The 18,053-nt window shown below is 44.9% G+C and carries 16 protein-coding genes and 3 tRNA genes; 6 read left to right on the top strand and 13 right to left on the bottom strand.

The genetic code is table 11. From position 1 onward, the window contains the following. Positions 1–20: 20 nt before the first annotated feature. From ACFO4O_RS02445 to ACFO4O_RS02430, 4 genes are all read right to left on the bottom strand, one after another. Positions 21–1,184 (bottom strand): type III PLP-dependent enzyme, encoded by a 1,164-nt coding sequence (locus ACFO4O_RS02445; protein ID WP_382405719.1) that lies wholly within the window; start codon positions 1,182–1,184, stop codon positions 21–23. Positions 1,185–1,926: 742 nt separating this feature from the next. Further along, a complete protein-coding gene (locus ACFO4O_RS02440) occupies positions 1,927–2,436 on the bottom strand; it encodes a GlcG/HbpS family heme-binding protein (RefSeq protein ID WP_382405718.1) in 510 nt (169 codons plus the stop codon). Then, complete coding sequence (locus ACFO4O_RS02435) at positions 2,433–3,212, bottom strand: SDR family oxidoreductase (RefSeq protein WP_382405717.1); 780 nt, start codon at positions 3,210–3,212, stop codon at positions 2,433–2,435. Before ACFO4O_RS02435 ends, ACFO4O_RS02440 begins: the two co-directional genes overlap by 4 nt. Beyond that, positions 3,209–3,841 carry an FMN-dependent NADH-azoreductase gene (locus tag ACFO4O_RS02430; protein WP_382405716.1) on the bottom strand — a complete coding sequence of 211 codons (633 nt, stop codon included), beginning with the start codon at positions 3,839–3,841 and terminating at the stop codon, positions 3,209–3,211. The genes ACFO4O_RS02435 and ACFO4O_RS02430 overlap by 4 nt, the downstream gene beginning before the upstream one ends. Positions 3,842–3,940: 99 nt before the next feature. Between ACFO4O_RS02430 and ACFO4O_RS02425 the strand changes: the two genes are divergently transcribed. The 4 genes from ACFO4O_RS02425 to ACFO4O_RS02410 all read left to right on the top strand — a co-directional run bounded on the left by ACFO4O_RS02425 (position 3,941) and on the right by ACFO4O_RS02410 (position 6,465). Next, positions 3,941–4,831, top strand: coding sequence for a LysR family transcriptional regulator (locus ACFO4O_RS02425; RefSeq protein WP_382405715.1), 891 nt, complete (start codon positions 3,941–3,943; stop codon positions 4,829–4,831). Positions 4,832–5,081: 250 nt separating this feature from the next. Next, entirely contained in the window at positions 5,082–5,549 is a 468-nt protein-coding gene (locus ACFO4O_RS02420) for a LysR family transcriptional regulator substrate-binding protein (RefSeq protein ID WP_382405713.1), read from the top strand. Positions 5,550–5,581: 32 nt separating this feature from the next. Next, positions 5,582–5,986: a hypothetical protein gene (locus ACFO4O_RS02415; RefSeq protein ID WP_382405712.1), complete on the top strand. Its 405-nt coding sequence runs from the start codon at positions 5,582–5,584 to the stop codon at positions 5,984–5,986. Continuing rightward, positions 5,983–6,465: an SRPBCC family protein gene (locus ACFO4O_RS02410; RefSeq protein WP_382405711.1), complete on the top strand. Its 483-nt coding sequence runs from the start codon at positions 5,983–5,985 to the stop codon at positions 6,463–6,465. Before ACFO4O_RS02415 ends, ACFO4O_RS02410 begins: the two co-directional genes overlap by 4 nt. 404 nt (positions 6,466–6,869) lie before the next feature. On the opposite strand, the gene ACFO4O_RS02405 is transcribed toward ACFO4O_RS02410, so the two are convergent. Continuing rightward, complete coding sequence (locus tag ACFO4O_RS02405; RefSeq protein ID WP_382405710.1) at positions 6,870–9,386, bottom strand: ABC transporter permease; 2,517 nt, start codon at positions 9,384–9,386, stop codon at positions 6,870–6,872. Position 9,387: 1 nt separating this feature from the next. Then, entirely contained in the window at positions 9,388–10,101 is a 714-nt protein-coding gene (locus tag ACFO4O_RS02400; RefSeq protein WP_382405709.1) for an ABC transporter ATP-binding protein, read from the bottom strand. 55 nt (positions 10,102–10,156) lie between these two features. On the opposite strand from ACFO4O_RS02400, the gene ACFO4O_RS02395 reads away from it, so the two are divergent. Then, on the top strand, positions 10,157–10,804 hold the full coding sequence (locus ACFO4O_RS02395) for an arylesterase (protein WP_382408194.1): 648 nt from the start codon (positions 10,157–10,159) through the stop codon (positions 10,802–10,804). Positions 10,805–10,973: 169 nt separating this feature from the next. Here the strand turns inward: ACFO4O_RS02395 and ACFO4O_RS02390 are convergent, their stop codons facing one another. The 3 genes from ACFO4O_RS02390 to dusC all read right to left on the bottom strand — a co-directional run bounded on the left by ACFO4O_RS02390 (position 10,974) and on the right by dusC (position 14,697). Next, on the bottom strand, positions 10,974–12,263 hold the full coding sequence (locus ACFO4O_RS02390; RefSeq protein WP_382405707.1) for an amidohydrolase family protein: 1,290 nt from the start codon (positions 12,261–12,263) through the stop codon (positions 10,974–10,976). Beyond that, a complete protein-coding gene (locus tag ACFO4O_RS02385) occupies positions 12,260–13,675 on the bottom strand; it encodes an amidohydrolase (RefSeq protein WP_382408192.1) in 1,416 nt (471 codons plus the stop codon). Before ACFO4O_RS02385 ends, ACFO4O_RS02390 begins: the two co-directional genes overlap by 4 nt. 95 nt (positions 13,676–13,770) lie before the next feature. Beyond that, positions 13,771–14,697, bottom strand: coding sequence for a tRNA dihydrouridine(16) synthase DusC (gene dusC / locus ACFO4O_RS02380; protein WP_382405706.1), 927 nt, complete (start codon positions 14,695–14,697; stop codon positions 13,771–13,773). Positions 14,698–14,915: 218 nt separating this feature from the next. Here dusC and ACFO4O_RS02375 point away from each other — a divergent pair, with 218 nt between their 5' ends. Then, the gene (locus ACFO4O_RS02375) at positions 14,916–15,572 is read left to right on the top strand and encodes a spondin domain-containing protein (RefSeq protein WP_382405705.1); all 657 of its coding nucleotides are present in this window, start codon (positions 14,916–14,918) and stop codon (positions 15,570–15,572) included. Between the two features lie 222 nt (positions 15,573–15,794). On the opposite strand, the gene ACFO4O_RS02370 is transcribed toward ACFO4O_RS02375, so the two are convergent. The 4 genes from ACFO4O_RS02370 to gltX form a co-directional block, all read right to left on the bottom strand. Beyond that, a tRNA-Glu gene (locus ACFO4O_RS02370) sits at positions 15,795–15,870 on the bottom strand. Between the two features lie 169 nt (positions 15,871–16,039). Continuing rightward, positions 16,040–16,115 (bottom strand) — tRNA-Glu (locus ACFO4O_RS02365). A gap of 192 nt (positions 16,116–16,307) precedes the next feature. Beyond that, positions 16,308–16,383, bottom strand: a tRNA-Ala gene (locus ACFO4O_RS02360). Positions 16,384–16,468: 85 nt separating this feature from the next. Next, positions 16,469–17,878, bottom strand: coding sequence for a glutamate--tRNA ligase (gene gltX / locus ACFO4O_RS02355; protein WP_382405704.1), 1,410 nt, complete (start codon positions 17,876–17,878; stop codon positions 16,469–16,471). Positions 17,879–18,053 lie beyond the last annotated feature (175 nt).

Raw genomic sequence — 18,053 nt, 5'->3', positions numbered from 1 at the left:
ACAACTCACAAAAACGACGATTATATGCAGTAGGTTCTCAGCGGTGGGAAGCCATTGAATTCTATCGCGCTATAGGTGGCGGTATAAGCCCCCGTTGAGAACCAATAAAGCCTATCACCAATGTCTAAGGTCAAGGGCAACATAGGTTTATAATTTTCGTACATGATGTCGGCACTGTCGCATGTTGGGCCGGCAATGACAGCGCCTTCTTCTTCACCGTCTTTGTCACAATAAATGGTGTATTTTATGGATTCGTCTAAGGTTTCCGCTAGGCCTGAAAATTTTCCAACATCTGTGTAGACCCAACGATGTAGAGCAAATTTATCTTTGCGTGAAATCAGCACCACTTCACTTATTAACATGCCTGCCGGTGCTACTAAAGACCGACCTGGCTCAAGAAAAATCTCTGGCATGTCGTCTTTAAAATTCGCCTCAAGAAAATGTGTTATTTGCGCTGCATACACGTCAAGCGATTGGGTATGAGACGAGTAATTTGCAGGAAATCCGCCCCCCATATTCATCATTTTCAAGGTAATATCATGTTCGTCTTGCAAACGTTTAAAGATATGACTCACTTTTGAAATCGCCGAGTCCCATGCACCTATATCGCGCTGCTGTGAGCCCACATGAAATGATACGCCGTAAGGCACTAAGCCCAGCTCTTTGGCCAATATCATGAGGTCTATCGCCATGTCGTTCTGGCATCCAAACTTTCGAGACAGCGGCCAGTCTGCCGTTTGACTGCCCTCTGTTAATATCCGTACATACACCTTCGAACCCGGCGCAAATTCAGCAATATTTCGTAAGTCAGCCTTTGAATCAGTCGCGTATAAACGAATACCCTTTTCGTAAAAATATGCGATATCTTTTCGCTTTTTAATGGTATTGCCAAAGCTGATACGCTCGGGTGTCACCCCAACTGCCAATACTCTCTCTAGTTCATAGGTCGACGCAATGTCAAAGTTAGAGCGCTTCTGATTGAGTAGCTCAAGCACGGGCTTTTCTGGGTTTGCTTTTACCGCATAATAGATTTTCGCGTCAGGAAAATGCGAGCTAAGTTCAGTGTACTGTTTGTTAACCACATCAGTGTCAATAACCAAACAAGGAGTTTCAAGTTCACTTGCAAAGTCTTTAATTTTGGCGAAAGAGTCTGGCGCATAAAAGCGAGAAATATCAATATTCATAAGGGTTGTTGTGAGTCGATAATCATCGTAATGAAATGTTGGGCCGTGATAGCCATAAACCGCGGGCTTTGGAGTATATCTTTTGAAAGATAAGGCCACAATTGGCGCAGCAATTAATCGCCCACAAAGAGGAAAGCGATTTCGCGGAAGCTTTTATCACCTAATTCAAGTTTCGTCTATCGTTTTTGATGAGTAAATAATAATTAAATGCCAAAGGCGTTTGGGCTGCCCTTTGAGCCAAACAAACTGCGAACAAAGCGTCCGTGAACGGTGGCGTTTTATTGTGAAGTATTTAGATGATTTAACCCACCCTCAGGCTCTTTTTTTGCCTTGTGGCTTTTGTAAGAACTTAATTTAAATGGATGAATCAACTGCTTAAGTAAACTCGTTTGACTGACGCCGTTTACACCAAGGGCTACCGTACATTGTCCCGGAACGCGATAGGTTCCAAAAGCTCGGTCAAACACTGAAAACACAGTCGCAAAATTGGCATAACAGTCCAAGTAAGACAAGTTTGGGCGCGGTATCAAGCAACTGCGCGGTGTAAGATAGCGTGAACTCTTCCATCTATTATCTCTTGTTAACAGCATACGGGCTAAGTCTACCGACATAATAATTCATCGCCCCTTGATCTGCCATGTCTACAAATATACTGCGGTATATTTAGTTTAAATGGGTGCAGAGCAACAGCACCCTCTACTACTGTTGAAATCGGCGCGATATAGCGACAGTGGCTAGGCGTTTATTTTTGCGATAATTTTGGTACTTGTAATCTTTCTGATATAGCAGATGCTGCCCGAGTAGCGCATACCCCATCTAGCTCAGGGGTAGAACCAGAAACTCCAACACCGCCGACGGAGTATCCCGAAGTTAAACGAATTGGGACACCCCCCTCAACGGTAGATACTCCAGGGACAAATGCTAACCCACGATAACTCGGATTGTTCGACACAGCATCCTTAATTTGTTTAGTGCTCAATGGTGTTGTTGATGCTGTCTCAGCTTTAATTACGGCTAGTTCAGCTTGTTTTTGATAGACATCATCCATTCTAGCGAAAGCTACTGTATTCCCTCCTCTATCCAAAACTGCTATCGCGAATTTCAAATTGTTTTGCTGAGCATACAAAATGCAGTCAGCAATTCCTGCCTGAGCAGCTTCAAGGCTAAGAAAGTCACGCTTTTGTGCGAGGCTTTGGGCCGCAAACATTCCTAAAAATACGGGGATAACCGTGGTTCTTACTATGTTGTTCATTCTATTGCTCCCAATTTATTTAAGCCTACAAGGTTTTTACCTTCCTCAGTTTTTAGAGAAAAGTCTGTTCCGGCAAATTTCTTACCATCAGGACCGCACAAATATGCAAGCGCTATGGCTACCGCTTCTGGTGAAATATGTGCCGACCAATCTAAATTGCTTACCACATTGATTTTGGCATCCCGTATTTTTGCCATCATTTTAGTGGCGACCGTCCCCGGAGATAAACCAATAACATTGATGTTGTATTGGCTTAGTTCTTTGTTTGCAACTTCCGTGAGCTTTTTCGCTGCGGCTTTTGTTGAGCAATAATGACTCCAACCTTCTAAAACGCTATTAGCTGCGCCAGAGCTCAAGCTCACAATAGTTCCAAATCCTTGACTACGCATCACTGGTGCGCTGGCTCTAATGGCATGATATGCTCCTTTAACATTCACATCTACGGCATGCGCCCACGCCGCTGGATCGCTATCAATCAAGGTAGAAAGCGGGTCTATCGTACCTGCACTGTTAATAACAAAATCTAAATTACTATTTTTCGTTGCCTCCTCTATACACGCCTCAACGGACTTGAATTGGCTAATATCGCAGCTTAGTGCTGAGGCTTTGTATCCCAAATTTGTGAGTCTATTTGCTTCTTTTTCAATAACACTCAATGATCTCGCAGCCAGAAAGACATGAGCTCCGTATTCACAAAACTTGTGCGCGCTCGCCAAGCCAATTCCTTGACTTGCACCAAATATTACAACGGTCTTATTTTCAAAATTATGTATCATGAGTTTTTGACTCCTACAATGTTTTCTTTGATGAGTTTAGTGATGATTTGTTTGTTATTTGAAAGGGTTACAGCATCACCACTTGTTCCCTCAATCCTAAAGGTATGTGTCTGTTTAATGCCTAAAAATCCTAACAAGGATACAAGATAGGGCTCCAAGAAATTCATTGATGCTAGTGCTCCTCCTGGCGCATAACCTTCTGCACCGTATGACAATGCAAGATAAGCCTCTGGCACATCAACTGAACCGCTAAAGCCCGTTTCGTCATATGAAAAGGTCTGATTAATGCGAACAATTTGATCAATCCAAGCTTTAAGGCCGGAAGGAATTGAGAAGTTGTAAAGCGGCGAACTAATTATAATAATCTGGGCTCCCTTCAATTCTGCTATTAGTTCATCTGATAGGCGGGTCGCCTCCAGTAAATCTTTTGTTAGCTGTTCGGGTGAAGAAAAGAAACCATTAATTGTATCGTTTGATATGTGCTCGATAGGATTTAAGTAAATATCTCGCTGCTTAACATCTATACTGGTATGTTTTAGCCTCAGGTTTTGAATAATAACATCGGCTAACTGTCTAGAATGCGAATCATCATGTCGAGGACTGGCATCAATTCGAAGTATATATGACATAGTAAATCCTTATTGAATTAGCTCGTTGATTATATTAATGATGCAATGAGTGAGGATAAATAGGCTTGAAAGCAATTCATTAGTGCGTAAAATGCACGAATGAATATTGAATCACAGAAGCTTTTTCTACTTGTTTTTCGAAACGCGAGCTTTGCTGCAGTTGCGAAGCAACTTGATATGTCACCATCGTCTGTGTCTAGGGCAATCGCTAACCTAGAAGATTCCTTAAGCACCAGACTATTTCACAGAAGCACGCGGGTCCTTAAACCTACGCAAGCTGGTATTGACTATTATCAAAGGGTTTTCCCTCTTATAGAAGAAATGGATAAGCTTCATCATTCAATGAAATTTGGTGGTGAACTTGTTTCTGGGCCTCTAAGAATTAGTGCATCAACTACTTTTGCTCAGCACGCTTTAACAGATATATTCACATCGTTTTGTGAACGCTACCCGAAAGTGGAATTAGATTTAACATTGTCTGATACTCGCTTAAACCTGATTGAAAATCAGATTGATGTCGCCATTCGACATGGAAATTTGCCCGATAGCAATCTTGTCGCAAGAAAACTTTTAGATGTAAGGTACTTCTTGGTCGCTAGTCCAAATTATATAAAAAAAATGGGGGATATAATGAGTCCTGAAGATTTAGAATACCATCATCTAATCACTTTTAACTATTCAGATTTCAACAAACAATGGCATTTTTCAGAAGGGAGTTCTACTAAGAGCGTGTTGATTAAACCAAAGATTCAAGTAACGAATGCCGGCATGATACGAAATTTTGTTCTTAACAGCATGGGGATCGGACTTTTGGCAGATTGGACAGTACTGAATGATATCGAAAACGGGAAGCTGCTCCACGTCCTTCCTAATTATGATGCGTCAGGTGATAATCGCCATACTTCAATCTGGGTCATGCAACCAAGCAGAGCTTACGCCCCCAAACAAGTATCTTTGTTTATTGAGTTTTTATTCAGTAGATTTCAATAGCTCTCTATATTATTGACTTTATTGAAATAGGGGATGTCTGGCTGATTTCTATCAAGCAATGGTGATTAATATCATTATTATTTCACTGTAGAATATTCGTTTACAGCAAAAACAGAATCGCCAAAATTGACTCGCAAGACCCAATGTCAGTTTTAAATAACAAAAACTGAAACCTAAATATGACTGTTTATCGTCTTTTTGCGGGCCAGTCTCTCGGATTATTACCTCAGTTTTTTAGAAACACTAGCGTTTGCAATGCGAACAAATCAATAAGCCAGAAGCTGACATTGAGCTCATTGTGAATTCCAATGGCGAATTATTAGAGGGCCTACGCGAGGGTACTCTTGATATTGTAGTTACTTCAACTCAGGCCAATGCGGATCTTTATCGTGCTGACGAGCTATATTATGAAACGTATAAAGTGGTTATCTCATCAGAGCACGCACTTAGCAGCAAAGAATCGGTGCCTCTCACTGCATTGGCCAATACACCAATGTTAGATCGTCCCAATTGTGAAATGCGGGACACTCTCTATCAAATATGCTCAGACAGCGGCTATGAACTCTATGCAGCTTATCGTTCTAATCGTGTTAATTTGCCTTATTACTCGATCGTATCTTTCTCCTGCACCTTCGAAAACCCTGTTTTTTTTGACTATATCCATGATTTTAATAGGAAAAAACCGGCCTTATTTGGTTTTTTTTACAAACTGTTATAATGCCGTGCAAGTGCAATTTATGAACTGAAACCATGGCAAAGAGTGCAAAAGAGCAGCTAAATGCAGAAAAACAGGAAAAAGTTGTCATTTTAGACAAGGATTTCGCGGGCGTTAAAGCAGGTAAAACTTTATTTGTTGGTACACCTAAAATTATTAACTCATATATCAAGAAAATCCCGTTTGGTGAGACCAGAACCATTATGAGATTGCGAAATGAGCTTGCACGAAAGTGGAAAGCAGATGCAACCTGCCCTGTGTCTACATCAATCTTTATTAGGATAGCCGCTCAAGCAGCAATAGACGAACTAAACCAAGGAAAAGATATTTCAAAAGTCACGCCATTTTGGAGGTTATTGACAAGCGAAGATAAGATTGCGAAGAAACTGAGCATTGACTCCAAATGGATTGATGCACAAAGAGAGAGTGAATTGTTATGAAGATGGTGATTGTTGGAACATGTATCGTAATATTTTTAGTAGTCGTAATTTTTATCTGGGGCAATACGCTACCAACAACTCACCAGGTCTCTACAAGCAAAGCGATCGCTGTGCCAGTCAGCAAGGTGTGGGAAACTATGAGTGACTGGGAGGGTCAAGTTCAATGGCGAAAAGACGTAAAATCTGTAGAAATTGTGAGTGCTAACAAATTTATTGAAACCCCGAGTAGTGGACCTGCTGTGGAGTTTGAAGTTGTTCGATTAGAAAGAAATAGCATTATTGAGCTAAAAATGTCTGGCCCATTTGAGGGAGAATATTTGGCAGAGTTCTCCGAAACTGACGGGATAACCACAATTCAAATTAGCGAAACAATTGTCCAGGAATCTCATGTTGGAAGAATAGTGTCTGCGCTGTTCTTCGACTTAAACGATTTTGTAGACCGCTACTTTGAGCAATTAGAAAAGTACTTAAAAGAGTAGAAAAACACACTTCCCAGATGCTGGCTGTCTTCCGATGCGATTCGTTTCGGCATTACAATCTATGAGGCGTGCGTAAAGAATAATGTCAAAATAATCGCTCTTACGCGCCAGCTATGGGCTCTGGGCCGTTGACCGGATAAGCAGAGTCATGCTGCGAGCATGGAATGGCTTATTTAAGTCTTTTAGGTGCTCGGCTAAAAGCGAACGGTTCTTTCCTCGCTTAGAAGCAGTTACTTCTGCACGTAAATTAGCATTTGGCGCAAATACACTGTAAAACCGGGTCAGGTTGAGCTTGGGCGGTAGCACTAATGCAGCCAGCAAACGCCTGCTTTTAGTATGCTTTCAAAGCACCCAAGGCAAACACCTAATGGTGGGCTGGTCAAAATAAAAAGTTTAAGCCAGCCCTACACCATTTTACGTAAAAGATGGCCAGTATTAAGTGACAGCAAGCGCCAACAACCAATTGCGCCGAGTAAGCCCACCACAAATGCGCCTACCGTAGGAGCTATTGCCCAATACTCAGCATGTAACGACGGCGGCATTTGAAACACTGCAGTTTGCAACATGTATAAACTAAATTCGTTAGCTAGCGCCGCCATCAACCCGGCGACAGTACCAATGATCAGAAACTCATTTATCACGCTGAAACGAATGCTGACACCCTTTAAGCCAAGGGTTCTTAGTATGGCAAGCTCTTGTAGCCTTTCGTCCATGCTGGCCTGCACTTGTGCAATCAGCACCAATGCACTAGCAATAAGCACCAGAACCAAAATAAACTCTACCGCTAACGACACTTGATCAATAATTTCGCGCAGCTGATTGATTCTAGCATCAACATCAAAGAGCGTAACGCTGGCAAAAGGCGCCATGATGCGTGAAATCTCAGCTTTTCGAGATTCATCTAAATGAAAACTGGTGATGTAAGTGGCGCTAAAGTTTTCCATCGCTTTGGGATGCAAAACAAAAAAGAAGTTAGGCTGCAAGGTTTGCCAATCTACCTCGCGCATGCTTGTTACCGTCGCAGTAATTACCTCACTGCCTAAGTTAAAAGTCAGCACGTCACCCAGTTCGATATTCAGGCGGCCAGCTACCTCTGTTTCAATCGATAAGGGCACCGGATCGCCCTCCTGCCAATTGTCGTGCCACTGTCCGTCAACAATCACGTTTCCGGTTTGTAGCTCTGTGCTCCAACTCAAATTTGCCTCACGGCCCAGACCCTGACGCCCTTCATTTGCTACTTCTTCGTCTTCTTTAGTGACTTCGGTGCGGATTTTTTCATCATTGATGGATACGAAACGACCGCGTGCAACCGGGTAAAACTTCTCATACTGCACATTGTTGGCCGTAAAATGCTCCTTAAGCCCTTCTTTCTGTGCTTCGGTTACGTTCGAGATAAAGTAGTTAGGCGTGCCTTCGGGCAACTGATCTCGCCATTGCTTGACCATGTCATTGCGCATAACCAAAACTACCAGAAGCAACATAATGGTAATTGCGAAACTAATGAGCTGCACCGAATTGCCCATAGCCCGGCGGCGAATTCGGGCCCATGCCAAAGTCCACGCGCCCATGCTTCCACTTCCAAGCTTGCGACCAAGCATAATCAGTAGAAAAGTCATACCCAGCAGACTAATTACCAGCAAAATCCCAGAGGCAAACAAAATACTGCTAATCATTAAATTCTGACTATAGGTCCACATCAGTAAAAATACCGCACTGCCAGAGAAAACAAACTGAAGTGCACGGGAAGAAAGCGTCGATTGAATGTCTTTTCTGAGCACTCGCAAAGGCGGTACAGAAAACAGCTGCAATAAGGGATACAAAGAAAACAGTAAAGCGCAAGTTACCCCTGTAAATACTGCAATACCCAGCGGTCGCCAATACCAAGTATTGAGTGCAACCTCAACCTGTCCTGCCAGCAAAGTAACCACCCCTTGTTGAATGAGATAGCCAGCAACGACGCCAAGAACAATACCTAGCGCTGCGATAAAGCAGATTTGCATTAAATAAATTTGCCGCACCATAGATTTGCTTGCGCCCAAGGTTTTCATGATGGCTACTGGGTCGAAGTGACGTTGACTGTAGCGCTGGGCGGCGACTGCAATAGACACGGCGGCGAGCACGATAGCGAGTAAACTGGCTAGCAGAAAGTACTCTTCAGCTCTGGCGATGGAACGCCCAATGGGAGATTCGTCGTCTTCTATGCTGGTCCAACGATGAATTTCACGGTTCATTTGCGGGCGCAGCCAATCATAATAGTCATCCAGGCTGGCACTATCACCGGTAAAATAATATTTGTAACTCACTCTACTACCCGGGCCTGTGATATTGGTCGCAGCAATATCCTGTGCGTTCATCAATAGCATCGGATCGGTGTTAAACACACTAAATCCCGCATCTGGGATTTCGCTTAATATGTCGGTTACCACAAAACTAGCATCACCAATTTCAATGCTATCGCCTTTGTCGACACCAAGTAGCTGGAACAATCGCGAATCAATCCATACTTCGCCAGGAGCTACCGAACGTGCAACTTCTTCGCCCTGCCCAAAGGCAATGTCGGTCACTTTTACCCTACCTTTCAGCGGATAACTCTCGTCTACGGCTCTAAGATCAGATAAAGCCAGCGCATCGCCCGCAAACACCATTGAGCGAGTCGAAATTTGAAAGGCCGTGTTTAGCCCGCGACTTTGTGCCTCTAGTATCCAGTTCTCATCTACCGGGGTGCGCGAGCGCAGCTGGCTGTCCGCGGCAATAAATTCAGCGCTACGATCGGTTAGGGCTTGCTGTAACCTCTCACTGAATAAGGACAACGACAATACAGAAGCAACAGATAGTACAATTGCAAGAAGTATAATTGTGAGCTCACCACGTCTGGCCTCATGCTTAAACAAACGCCAAGCTAACTGAAACGACATCCCCATATCATTCGCCTCCAGCTATCACTTTAAGATGCTGCGTTTCTTCACTCAATTCGCCGGCGCTCATGCGCAGTTGACGTTGACAGCGACTGGCGAGCTCGTCGTCGTGTGTCACTAGAATAAGCGTGGTGTCTGAGTCTTGGTTAAGTTTAAACAACAGCTCTTCAACTTTATGCGAGTTGTTGGAGTCGAGATTGCCGGTAGGCTCGTCGGCAAACAGTATTTTGGGATTAGTGATGAACGCGCGCGCAATCGCGACTCGCTGTTGTTCACCGCCCGACAGCTGGTTGGGGAAATGATTAGCACGATGATCCAAACCTACTTGCTTTAAGATTTCTTGCGCTCGCTGTTTTGGCTTATCTAAACCTGCAATTTCAGCGGGCAGCATGATATTTTCAAGCGCGGTGAGACTTTGCACTAACATAAAGCTTTGAAAGATAAAGCCGACTTTTTCTCCACGCGTGCGAGCGCGCTTTTCTTCATCCATATCATGCAGCGCCTCACCGTCTAAAAAGATGTGTCCCCCACTTACTTCATCTAAGCCCGCCAATAATCCAAGTAAAGTTGACTTACCCGACCCAGACGCCCCTATAATGGCGACCGATTCTCCCTGTTTAACGCTAAAGCTAATGGGCTGAAGGATCTGTAATTCTCCTTCACTCGTAGTGACTTTTTTAATCAGACTTTTTGTTTCAATAATTGTAGAGGCCGTGGTCATAGTGTCAGTTTTCTCATCCTGCAGTAACATCAGTGGTCAGCGCGGCTTTCAAGCGCTGGCTAAGTGTATTTTTTTCATTGCTCTTTTATTCCCGATTATCGCCCATTCAGATCAGGCTGCAAACCCAAATACAGATTACAAAAATGTAAGCGAATATAAATTATTAGTACTCGGTGACAGTTTAAGTGCCGCCTACGGGCTAACAGCAGCCCAGGGCTGGGTCTCATTATTGAGCGATAAATGGGAACAAAACGGACAGAATATCGACGTAGTGAATGCCGCCATCAGCGGTGATACCACCGACGGAGGGCTGGCGCGCTTACCGCGCTTGCTTGACCTACATCAGCCCACGCATCTGTACATTGAGCTTGGCGGCAATAACGGGCTGCAAGGTCATAACCCGAATAAAATTAAGCAGAATCTAGCGCAAATGATTGAGCTCGCTGAAAGCGAAGGCGTGAGTGTTATTCTGCAAGAGATACAAATTCCCACCAATTATGGACGCCGATATACCAATCTATTCGTGCAGAACTATCATGAACTTGCAAAAGAATACGATGTACCCCTTATTCCTTTCTTCTTACAAGACATTGCGCTAGTGCCTGGGCTAATGCAAAACGATGGCATACATCCAACTGCTGAGGCGCAGCCGATGATTGTTGAGTTCTTATCTGATCGTTTGGTGGGAGTGATCAAGCAATAACACGGCAGAAAAACCAATAAGAAAATGCGTTCAAATACAAAAAAACCGCTACATGATAAGCATGTAACGGGTTTTTAAGTATCAAGTAGTTTAGCGCTTGTTATCTTGTTTAGTAGTGAACGAGGGCCTAACCACTAGTGTAAAACACAATTACAGAAACAAGGCCAATTTATCGCGTGTATCCAACAGGCTTTGCTGGGTCGCGCTTCATATAGCGGTCTCTAAGCTGAATTTGACGTGAGGTCATTTCAACGGGTTCACCTTTAATAAACACTTGTTCTGCAGCCTGCGTTACCTCTAAGGGGTCGCCCGACCAGATTACTAAGCTAGCTTCTTTACCCGGCTCTAAACTGCCCAGAGTATCAGTTAAGCCAAATATCTTCGCAATATTCAAAGTCAATGAAGCAATGCCCGCAGCATGGGGTAAGCCATTAGCTACCGCGTTACCTGCATGTTGAGGTGCTAAGCGAATATTGTGGGTGTCCATACCAATAGCCACCAATACTCCAGCCTTATGTAATCTTGCCGCGTTTTCCAAGGTAGCGCCAAGCTGGTCAAAACCACCTGGCAGGTTATTCTCAGGGTTTAAGATAACCGGAACCTGTGCCTCTGCGATTTGCTCCGCTACTCGCCAGCCCTCTACCGCATTTACTAATACTAAATCTACATTGCTGTATCGTTGCTTAATGGCAAGCGCCTGCAAAATATCTGACGCACGGTTAGCGGTTACCAATAATGGAACCTCGCCTTTCAATACCGGCATAAGGGCTTTTGCATCAGCACGGGTAATCATCCCCTCCCAGTCTTCAGTGGGACTTAAATCGACATTTGCAGCAAACATCGCTTCATCGAGGCTTTGATTAAGCGCTACCCACATCGCAGCTCGACTCTCACCATTCGTATCAGCGCCGTTTTCACTCACATCCACGTGCACATAGGCCTGAGGCTTGACTACAGCATCAAACTCACCGCTTAGACTTATGACAGCTCCCTGACCGTTAAACAACTGTCCAGTGCGACTTAAGCCAGTTACGGCATGCGTAAAGCCCTCAACTCGTGTAATAGGTAGTAGAGTCGAATCTGCATTCACGCCGTACTGCACGTCATATGCCGCGCCAACAGGTGATACCGGGTGCGCATCTACACGCGCATCTACAATCCCAGCAGACAAACTTACTTCCTGCAAGCCCAGTGAGGTTAGTGCGCCAATAAACCCCGGGGTCACAACTTTGCCAGAAGCGTCAATCTCTCGATAACCTGACGGCACTGATTTTGAGTCGAGCACTTGTTGAATTTTGCCCTTGTCTAATAACAAGGTGCCCTCTTCAATCACACCCGCAGACGCCATCGTATGAATTTGCGCACCCGTAATTGCTATCTTCTCTGCCTGCACCAGTGCACTACTGGCTAAAATAGAGGTACCAACGAAGAAACTTATTGTCTGTTTAACAAAATTCATTTGGCATCTCCTTGCGCTATTTGGCCTAATTCAAAATCACTTACCGGCCAAGTGGCAGGTTCACTTCTGTCGTATACAAGTGCGCCGTCAATAAACACTTTTTCAGCTTGGGTGTAGGTAGAAAATGGGTCTGCTGACCACAGAACCACATCGGCATTCTTGCCTTCTTCTAACGAGCCTGTGTGCTCAAAGATGCCCAATGATTTCGCGGGGTTAGCCGATAACCACTGCCATGCCTCAGCTTGACTGATGTCAATACCAGCACGGCGACCATCAGACCATGCTTTTGCCGCTTCCTGATTTAAACGCTGAATGCCGATGTCGTCGTCAGAATGCACAATCGCGCATGCGCCTGCATTATGCACCATTGGGATATTTTCACGGATACCGTCGTAGGCTTCCATTTTAAAGCCCCACCAGTCTGCCCACATTGCACTGCATACGCCGTTTTCAGCTAGCTTATCTGCTATTTTGTAAGATTCAACTGCATGATGGAAGGTGCCGATTTTATAATCAAATTCCTTCATTACGTCCATCATCACGGTCATTTCGTCCGCGCGATAGCAATGCATGTGCACTAAAATCTCGCCGTCTAGCACGCCAGCAAGCGTTTCAAGCCTTAGGTCTCGTTTTGGCGGATCGCCCGCGGTGCCTGCTTCACTAGCTGCGTTAAAGTCAGCCCATTTTTTCTGATACTCTTGGGCTTCAATCCACGCTTTGCGATAGCCGGCGACGTTTGCCATACGGGTCATAGGACCGCCTTTGCTACCATAAACGCGTTTGGGGTTTTCACCACACGCCATTTTTATGCCGTAAGGCGCTTCAGGAAACTTCATGTCTTGCATAGTACGATTTGGTAAGTTCTTTACCGTCACGCTGCGACCACCAAATAAATTGGCAGAGCCCGGCAGTATTTGCAAAGCGGTAACACCACCAGCAAGGGCGCGTTGAAAGCCAGGGTCTTGCGGCCAAATACTATGCTCTGCCCAAACCTCAGCGGTTACCGGCCCGGTCATCTCGTTACCATCTGAATGTGAGCGCGTACCCGGCGACGGATACACACCTAGGTGACTGTGATTATCGATAATGCCCGGAGTAACCCATTTACCAGTGCCATCAATTTCGATAGCGCCCGAGGGCGTTGATACATCCTCGCCCACTTCGGTAATTTTTCCGTCTTCGAGTAAAATGGCACCTTCTGTGATTTTATTCCCGATGCCGTCGAGTATTGTTACGTTGCTTATCACCACCGGCGCAGACTCAATGCGTTGATAGGTGCTCGGGAAAGGATTGCTTTTGTCGTATTGTTGGGAGCTTTGCGCTTCTTTATCGTCGCTGCATGCTGTGAGCAGCAGCGCGGATAATGCCAAAGCCACACCCATTTTTTTATTATGTTTGAATGTCTTATGCATAGCTTGCATGTCGTTCCTTGGGCTGATTGATATCGCATTAAGAGTAAATGCCAAACGCCATTCATGCAAATAATTTGCAAAAGAACAGTGCTGGGCTAGCGCTCTATTTGCCTTACAATATCTTGCGAATCACGCAGCGTTCTGATTTGCTGAAATAAGACTTCAGCTTGACTATACTCGCGCTGCAAATATCCAAGCCATTGTTTAATGCGGTTTGGATAGTAACGGCCTTTATCGCCAAAGATTTCGTAGCCCGAATACTTAATAAGTAAACGTTTGAGTTCTTCCCAAGTCATAGGCGCCTCATCGTATTTAATGCAGCGAGCCAAGTTGGGCAGTGACAGGGCACCGCGACCCAGCATGATGTCATCGGTTGCGCTTTGCTGCCGACAATGCTTTGCATCTTGCGCGCTCCAAATCTCGCCATTAGCGATAAGCGAAATGGGAGAATGTGCCTTTATTTTAGCAATCCAATCCCAGTATGCGGGTGGCTTATACCCGTCTACCTTTGTTCGAGCATGGACGGTAAGTAAATTTGCCCCAGCTTGGGTTATGGCATCGGCATTTTCGAGCGCAAGCGAGGTATCGTCAAACCCTAAGCGTATCTTTGCACTAACGATATGCTGCGCAGGCACGGCTTGGCGTACCGCACTGACAATATCATAGAGAGCTTGCGGCTCTTTTAATAACACCGCCCCACCTTTACTTTTATTAACGGTTTTAGCCGGGCAGCCAAAGTTTAAGTCGAGACCATGTGAACCGAGTTCGATCGCACGTAAAGCATTCTCAGCAAGCCAACAGGGCTCTTGCCCTAAAAGTTGCACTCGCACGGGGGTTCCTGCGGGCGTAAAGCCATTGTGATGCAGCTCAGGGCAAATTTTATAGAAAGTTTTTTTAGGATGTAGTTGGTTAACAACCCGCACAAATTCAGTTACGCACAAATCAAACCCGCCAATTTGCGTCAGCATATCGCGCATCAAATGGTCAACAACGCCTTCCATTGGCGCAAGAAAAATCTGCATAGCCACCCGCTGCAAGTTTAATTTAGTTATATGAGAGGCGCGCATAGTACGATAAAAGTGTATTTGAGTAAAAATTTCAGTAATCGCTTTGTGATGTTTTTATTCTCTGAGCGTGACCATTTTGTGAGATTTGAATTTTAAGGTGATATTTAAGCATGGTGATAAGTGGTACGTGCTTAATTCAATTTAATGATTTTGACACTTTAAAGGAAACTGTCATGAAAAAAGCACTACTGAGCATCACAGCACTCACTTTGTTAAGCGCATCTGCACTAAGTTACGCCGATGGACTTCGCTATGAGGTAACGGTTACCAATATCACAAAAGGACAAACCTTTACCCCCATTTTAGGCGCAACACATAAAAAGCGAATTAGCTTTTTTGAACTCGGCGAACCAGCAAGCGCTCCTCTTGCCGAGCTTGCCGAATCAGGAAATGTAGCGCCGCTTCAGGAAGTATTAGATGGCGAAGCTAGCCTAGTAGGCTCAACTGCTGTTTCGCCGGGGCTTCTAGGGCCCGGTGAATCAATTAGCTTTGAAATTGAGGGTAAGCGCAAATTTAGACGCTTTAGTATGGCTGCTATGCTTATTCCTACCAATGATACCTTTGTGGCGATAAATAACATACGCCTTCCGTCAGGGAACGCAACAACCGTTTTTGCAGAGGCCTATGACGCAGGTAGTGAGGCTAACAACGAACTTTGCTCAAGCATTCCCGGACCATTTTGCCAAGGTGAAGGGGCATCGCCAGAATCTGCAAATGATGAAGGCTTTGTGCATATTGCAGCTGGGGTAAACGGACAAGCTGATTTAGACTCAGCGGTATTTGATTGGCGCAGCTCGGTGGCCAAGGTTGAGATACGTCGAATCCACTAGGGCTTCTCATATCTGTTAGATTACCCCAAATAAAAAAACCAGCACAAGGCTGGTTAATTGGCATCGCTGGACATGCAAGCAGGGATTCATGTTAAAAAGCCTTAGGGCGCGCTAAAGCGCGTGCAACATTGCTTGAACGCAATGTTGTCGAACCCGGAGGGCTTCTCATATCTAATAGATTACTCCAAATAAAAAAACCAGCACGAGGCTGGTTTTTTTATTTGGCGTCCCCTAGGGGATTCGAACCCCTGTTACCGCCGTGAAAGGGCGGTGTCCTAGGCCTCTAGACGAAGGGGACAGAAATTTTGATTATCAACGCAACGCGTTGATAAATTTCTGTAAGGCGAAGTGAGCAATGCGAACTGAGCGACCTTATTGAAGATGCCAATTCAACCCAGACTTCACCTTATCTGATCCTAGAACTGTGTATTTATGCTCTACCGAGCTCTCAATTAACACTGAGAAAATGGCGTCCCCTAGGGGATTCGAACCCCTGTTACCGCCGTGAAAGGGCGGTGTCCTAGGCCTCTAGACGAAGGGGACAGAAATTTTGCTTATCAACGCAACGCGTTGATAAATTTCTGTAAGGCGAAGTGAGCCATGCGAACTGAGCGACCTTATTGAAGATGCCAATTCAACCCACCGAAGTGAGCCATGCGAACTGAGCGACCTAATGAAGGATGTCAATTCTAAACACTTTACCTTATCTAAACCTAGTACATACTGCACGAAATTTGGTGGAGCCAGGCGGGATCGAACCGCCGACCTCTTGCATGCCATGCAAGCGCTCTCCCAGCTGAGCTATGGCCCCAGTCGTTGAAGCCGTAAGCAATGCTACAGTTCCGTGACAGCGGGGCGCATTCTAGGCATCCACCCCTTTTATGTCAACGATTTTTTTAAGAATTTTCCCTATTTTCTATAAATTCAATAGCTTTGATTATTCTTTGCGCAACCGTCGATTGTTTTAACAACGCCAGCGTTACATCAAGGGATGGGGAGTTACCCGAGCCGGTTACAGCAACCCTCAGTGGCATTCCAACTTTACCCATGCCAACGCCCAAAGCCTCAGCGGTTTGGTTAATAGCATTTTGAATGTTTTCTGCCGTCCAATCGGAAATGCTCTCCAACGCTTTTTTCACTTCAATTAATGCTTCTTTTGCAACCGGACGTAAGTGTTTTTTCGCAGCGTTAGCATCAAATTCGGCAAAATCCTCAAAAAAATAACCGCTGATTTCTGCTAGCTGTTTCAGAGTATCTACTCTGTCTGCCTGCACTTTAATCACGTCCGCTACCGCGGGTCCGTTAGAAACATCAATCCCCTGTTGGGCAAAATGCCAAATCGCATGCTCGGCAACCTCGCTGGCTGGCAAGGTTTTAATATAATGTTGATTCAACCAAATGAGTTTTTCGGTATTAAAAGCACTAGCCGATTTACTGATATGGTCAAGGCTAAAGTGCTGAATCATCTCGTCTACTGAAAAAACTTCTTGATCGCCATGTGACCAACCTAAACGCACGAGATAGTTGAGCACTGCTTGAGGCAGAAAGCCGTCGTCTCGGTACTGCATCACGCTTACTGCACCATGACGCTTTGACAGTTTTTTGCCATCATCACCTAAAATCATCGAGACATGCGCATATTCAGGAACAGGAGCGCCAAGCGCTTTTAATATGTTGATTTGTCGAGGCGTGTTGTTGATATGATCTTCACCGCGCACCACATGGGTGATCCCCATTTCCCAATCGTCAATAACAACACAAAAATTATAAGTGGGTGTGCCGTCAGAGCGACGAATCACCAAGTCGTCTAGCTCTGCATTCGAAATAGTAATTTCGCCTCGCACGTGGTCTTTAAAAACCACACTGCCCTCTTTCGGATTTTTAAAACGAATGGCGAATGGCGCATCTTCCGGATAGTCGGTTCTGTCTCTCCATGTGCCAGGGTAGCGCGGTTTTTCTCCATTCTTCTCTTGTTCTTCTCTTATCGCGTTTAACTCATCGCTGCTCATATAGCAACGATAAGCCAAGCCTTTTTCTATCAGTTGGTCGATGTATTGATTGTAAGTATCAAAACGCTCTGTTTGATAATACGGCCCTAAATCATGCTCAAGACCTAACCATTGCATACCGTCTAAGATGGCTTGTTTTGCCTGCTCGGTTGACCGCTCAACGTCGGTATCTTCAATTCTAAGCACAAATTTACCGCCTTGGCTTTTAGCATATAGCCATGAGTAAAGAGCGGTGCGCGCGCCTCCAACATGCAAAAAACCGGTGGGGCTGGGGGCAAAACGAGTAACAACTGACATCAAATTTCCTTAAAAACCTTTTAAGGTAGTTTAACGGTTTACAGACACAACTCAAAGACCAAGCTGCGAAGTAATGCGGAATATTTTTAATGTTGCTTGAGGAGCCTTCAAGCTCATGCCCCGATTAATACCTTTCGCTAATTAATTTGCATAATTTGCGGAATTTTTGCCCGCT

Source organism: Glaciecola siphonariae, assembly GCF_042652645.1.
In the GTDB taxonomy this organism is placed as follows: domain Bacteria; phylum Pseudomonadota; class Gammaproteobacteria; order Enterobacterales; family Alteromonadaceae; genus Glaciecola; species Glaciecola siphonariae.
Note: the sequence above shows the minus strand (reverse complement) of the source record. Positions and strands in the feature narration are given on the sequence as shown.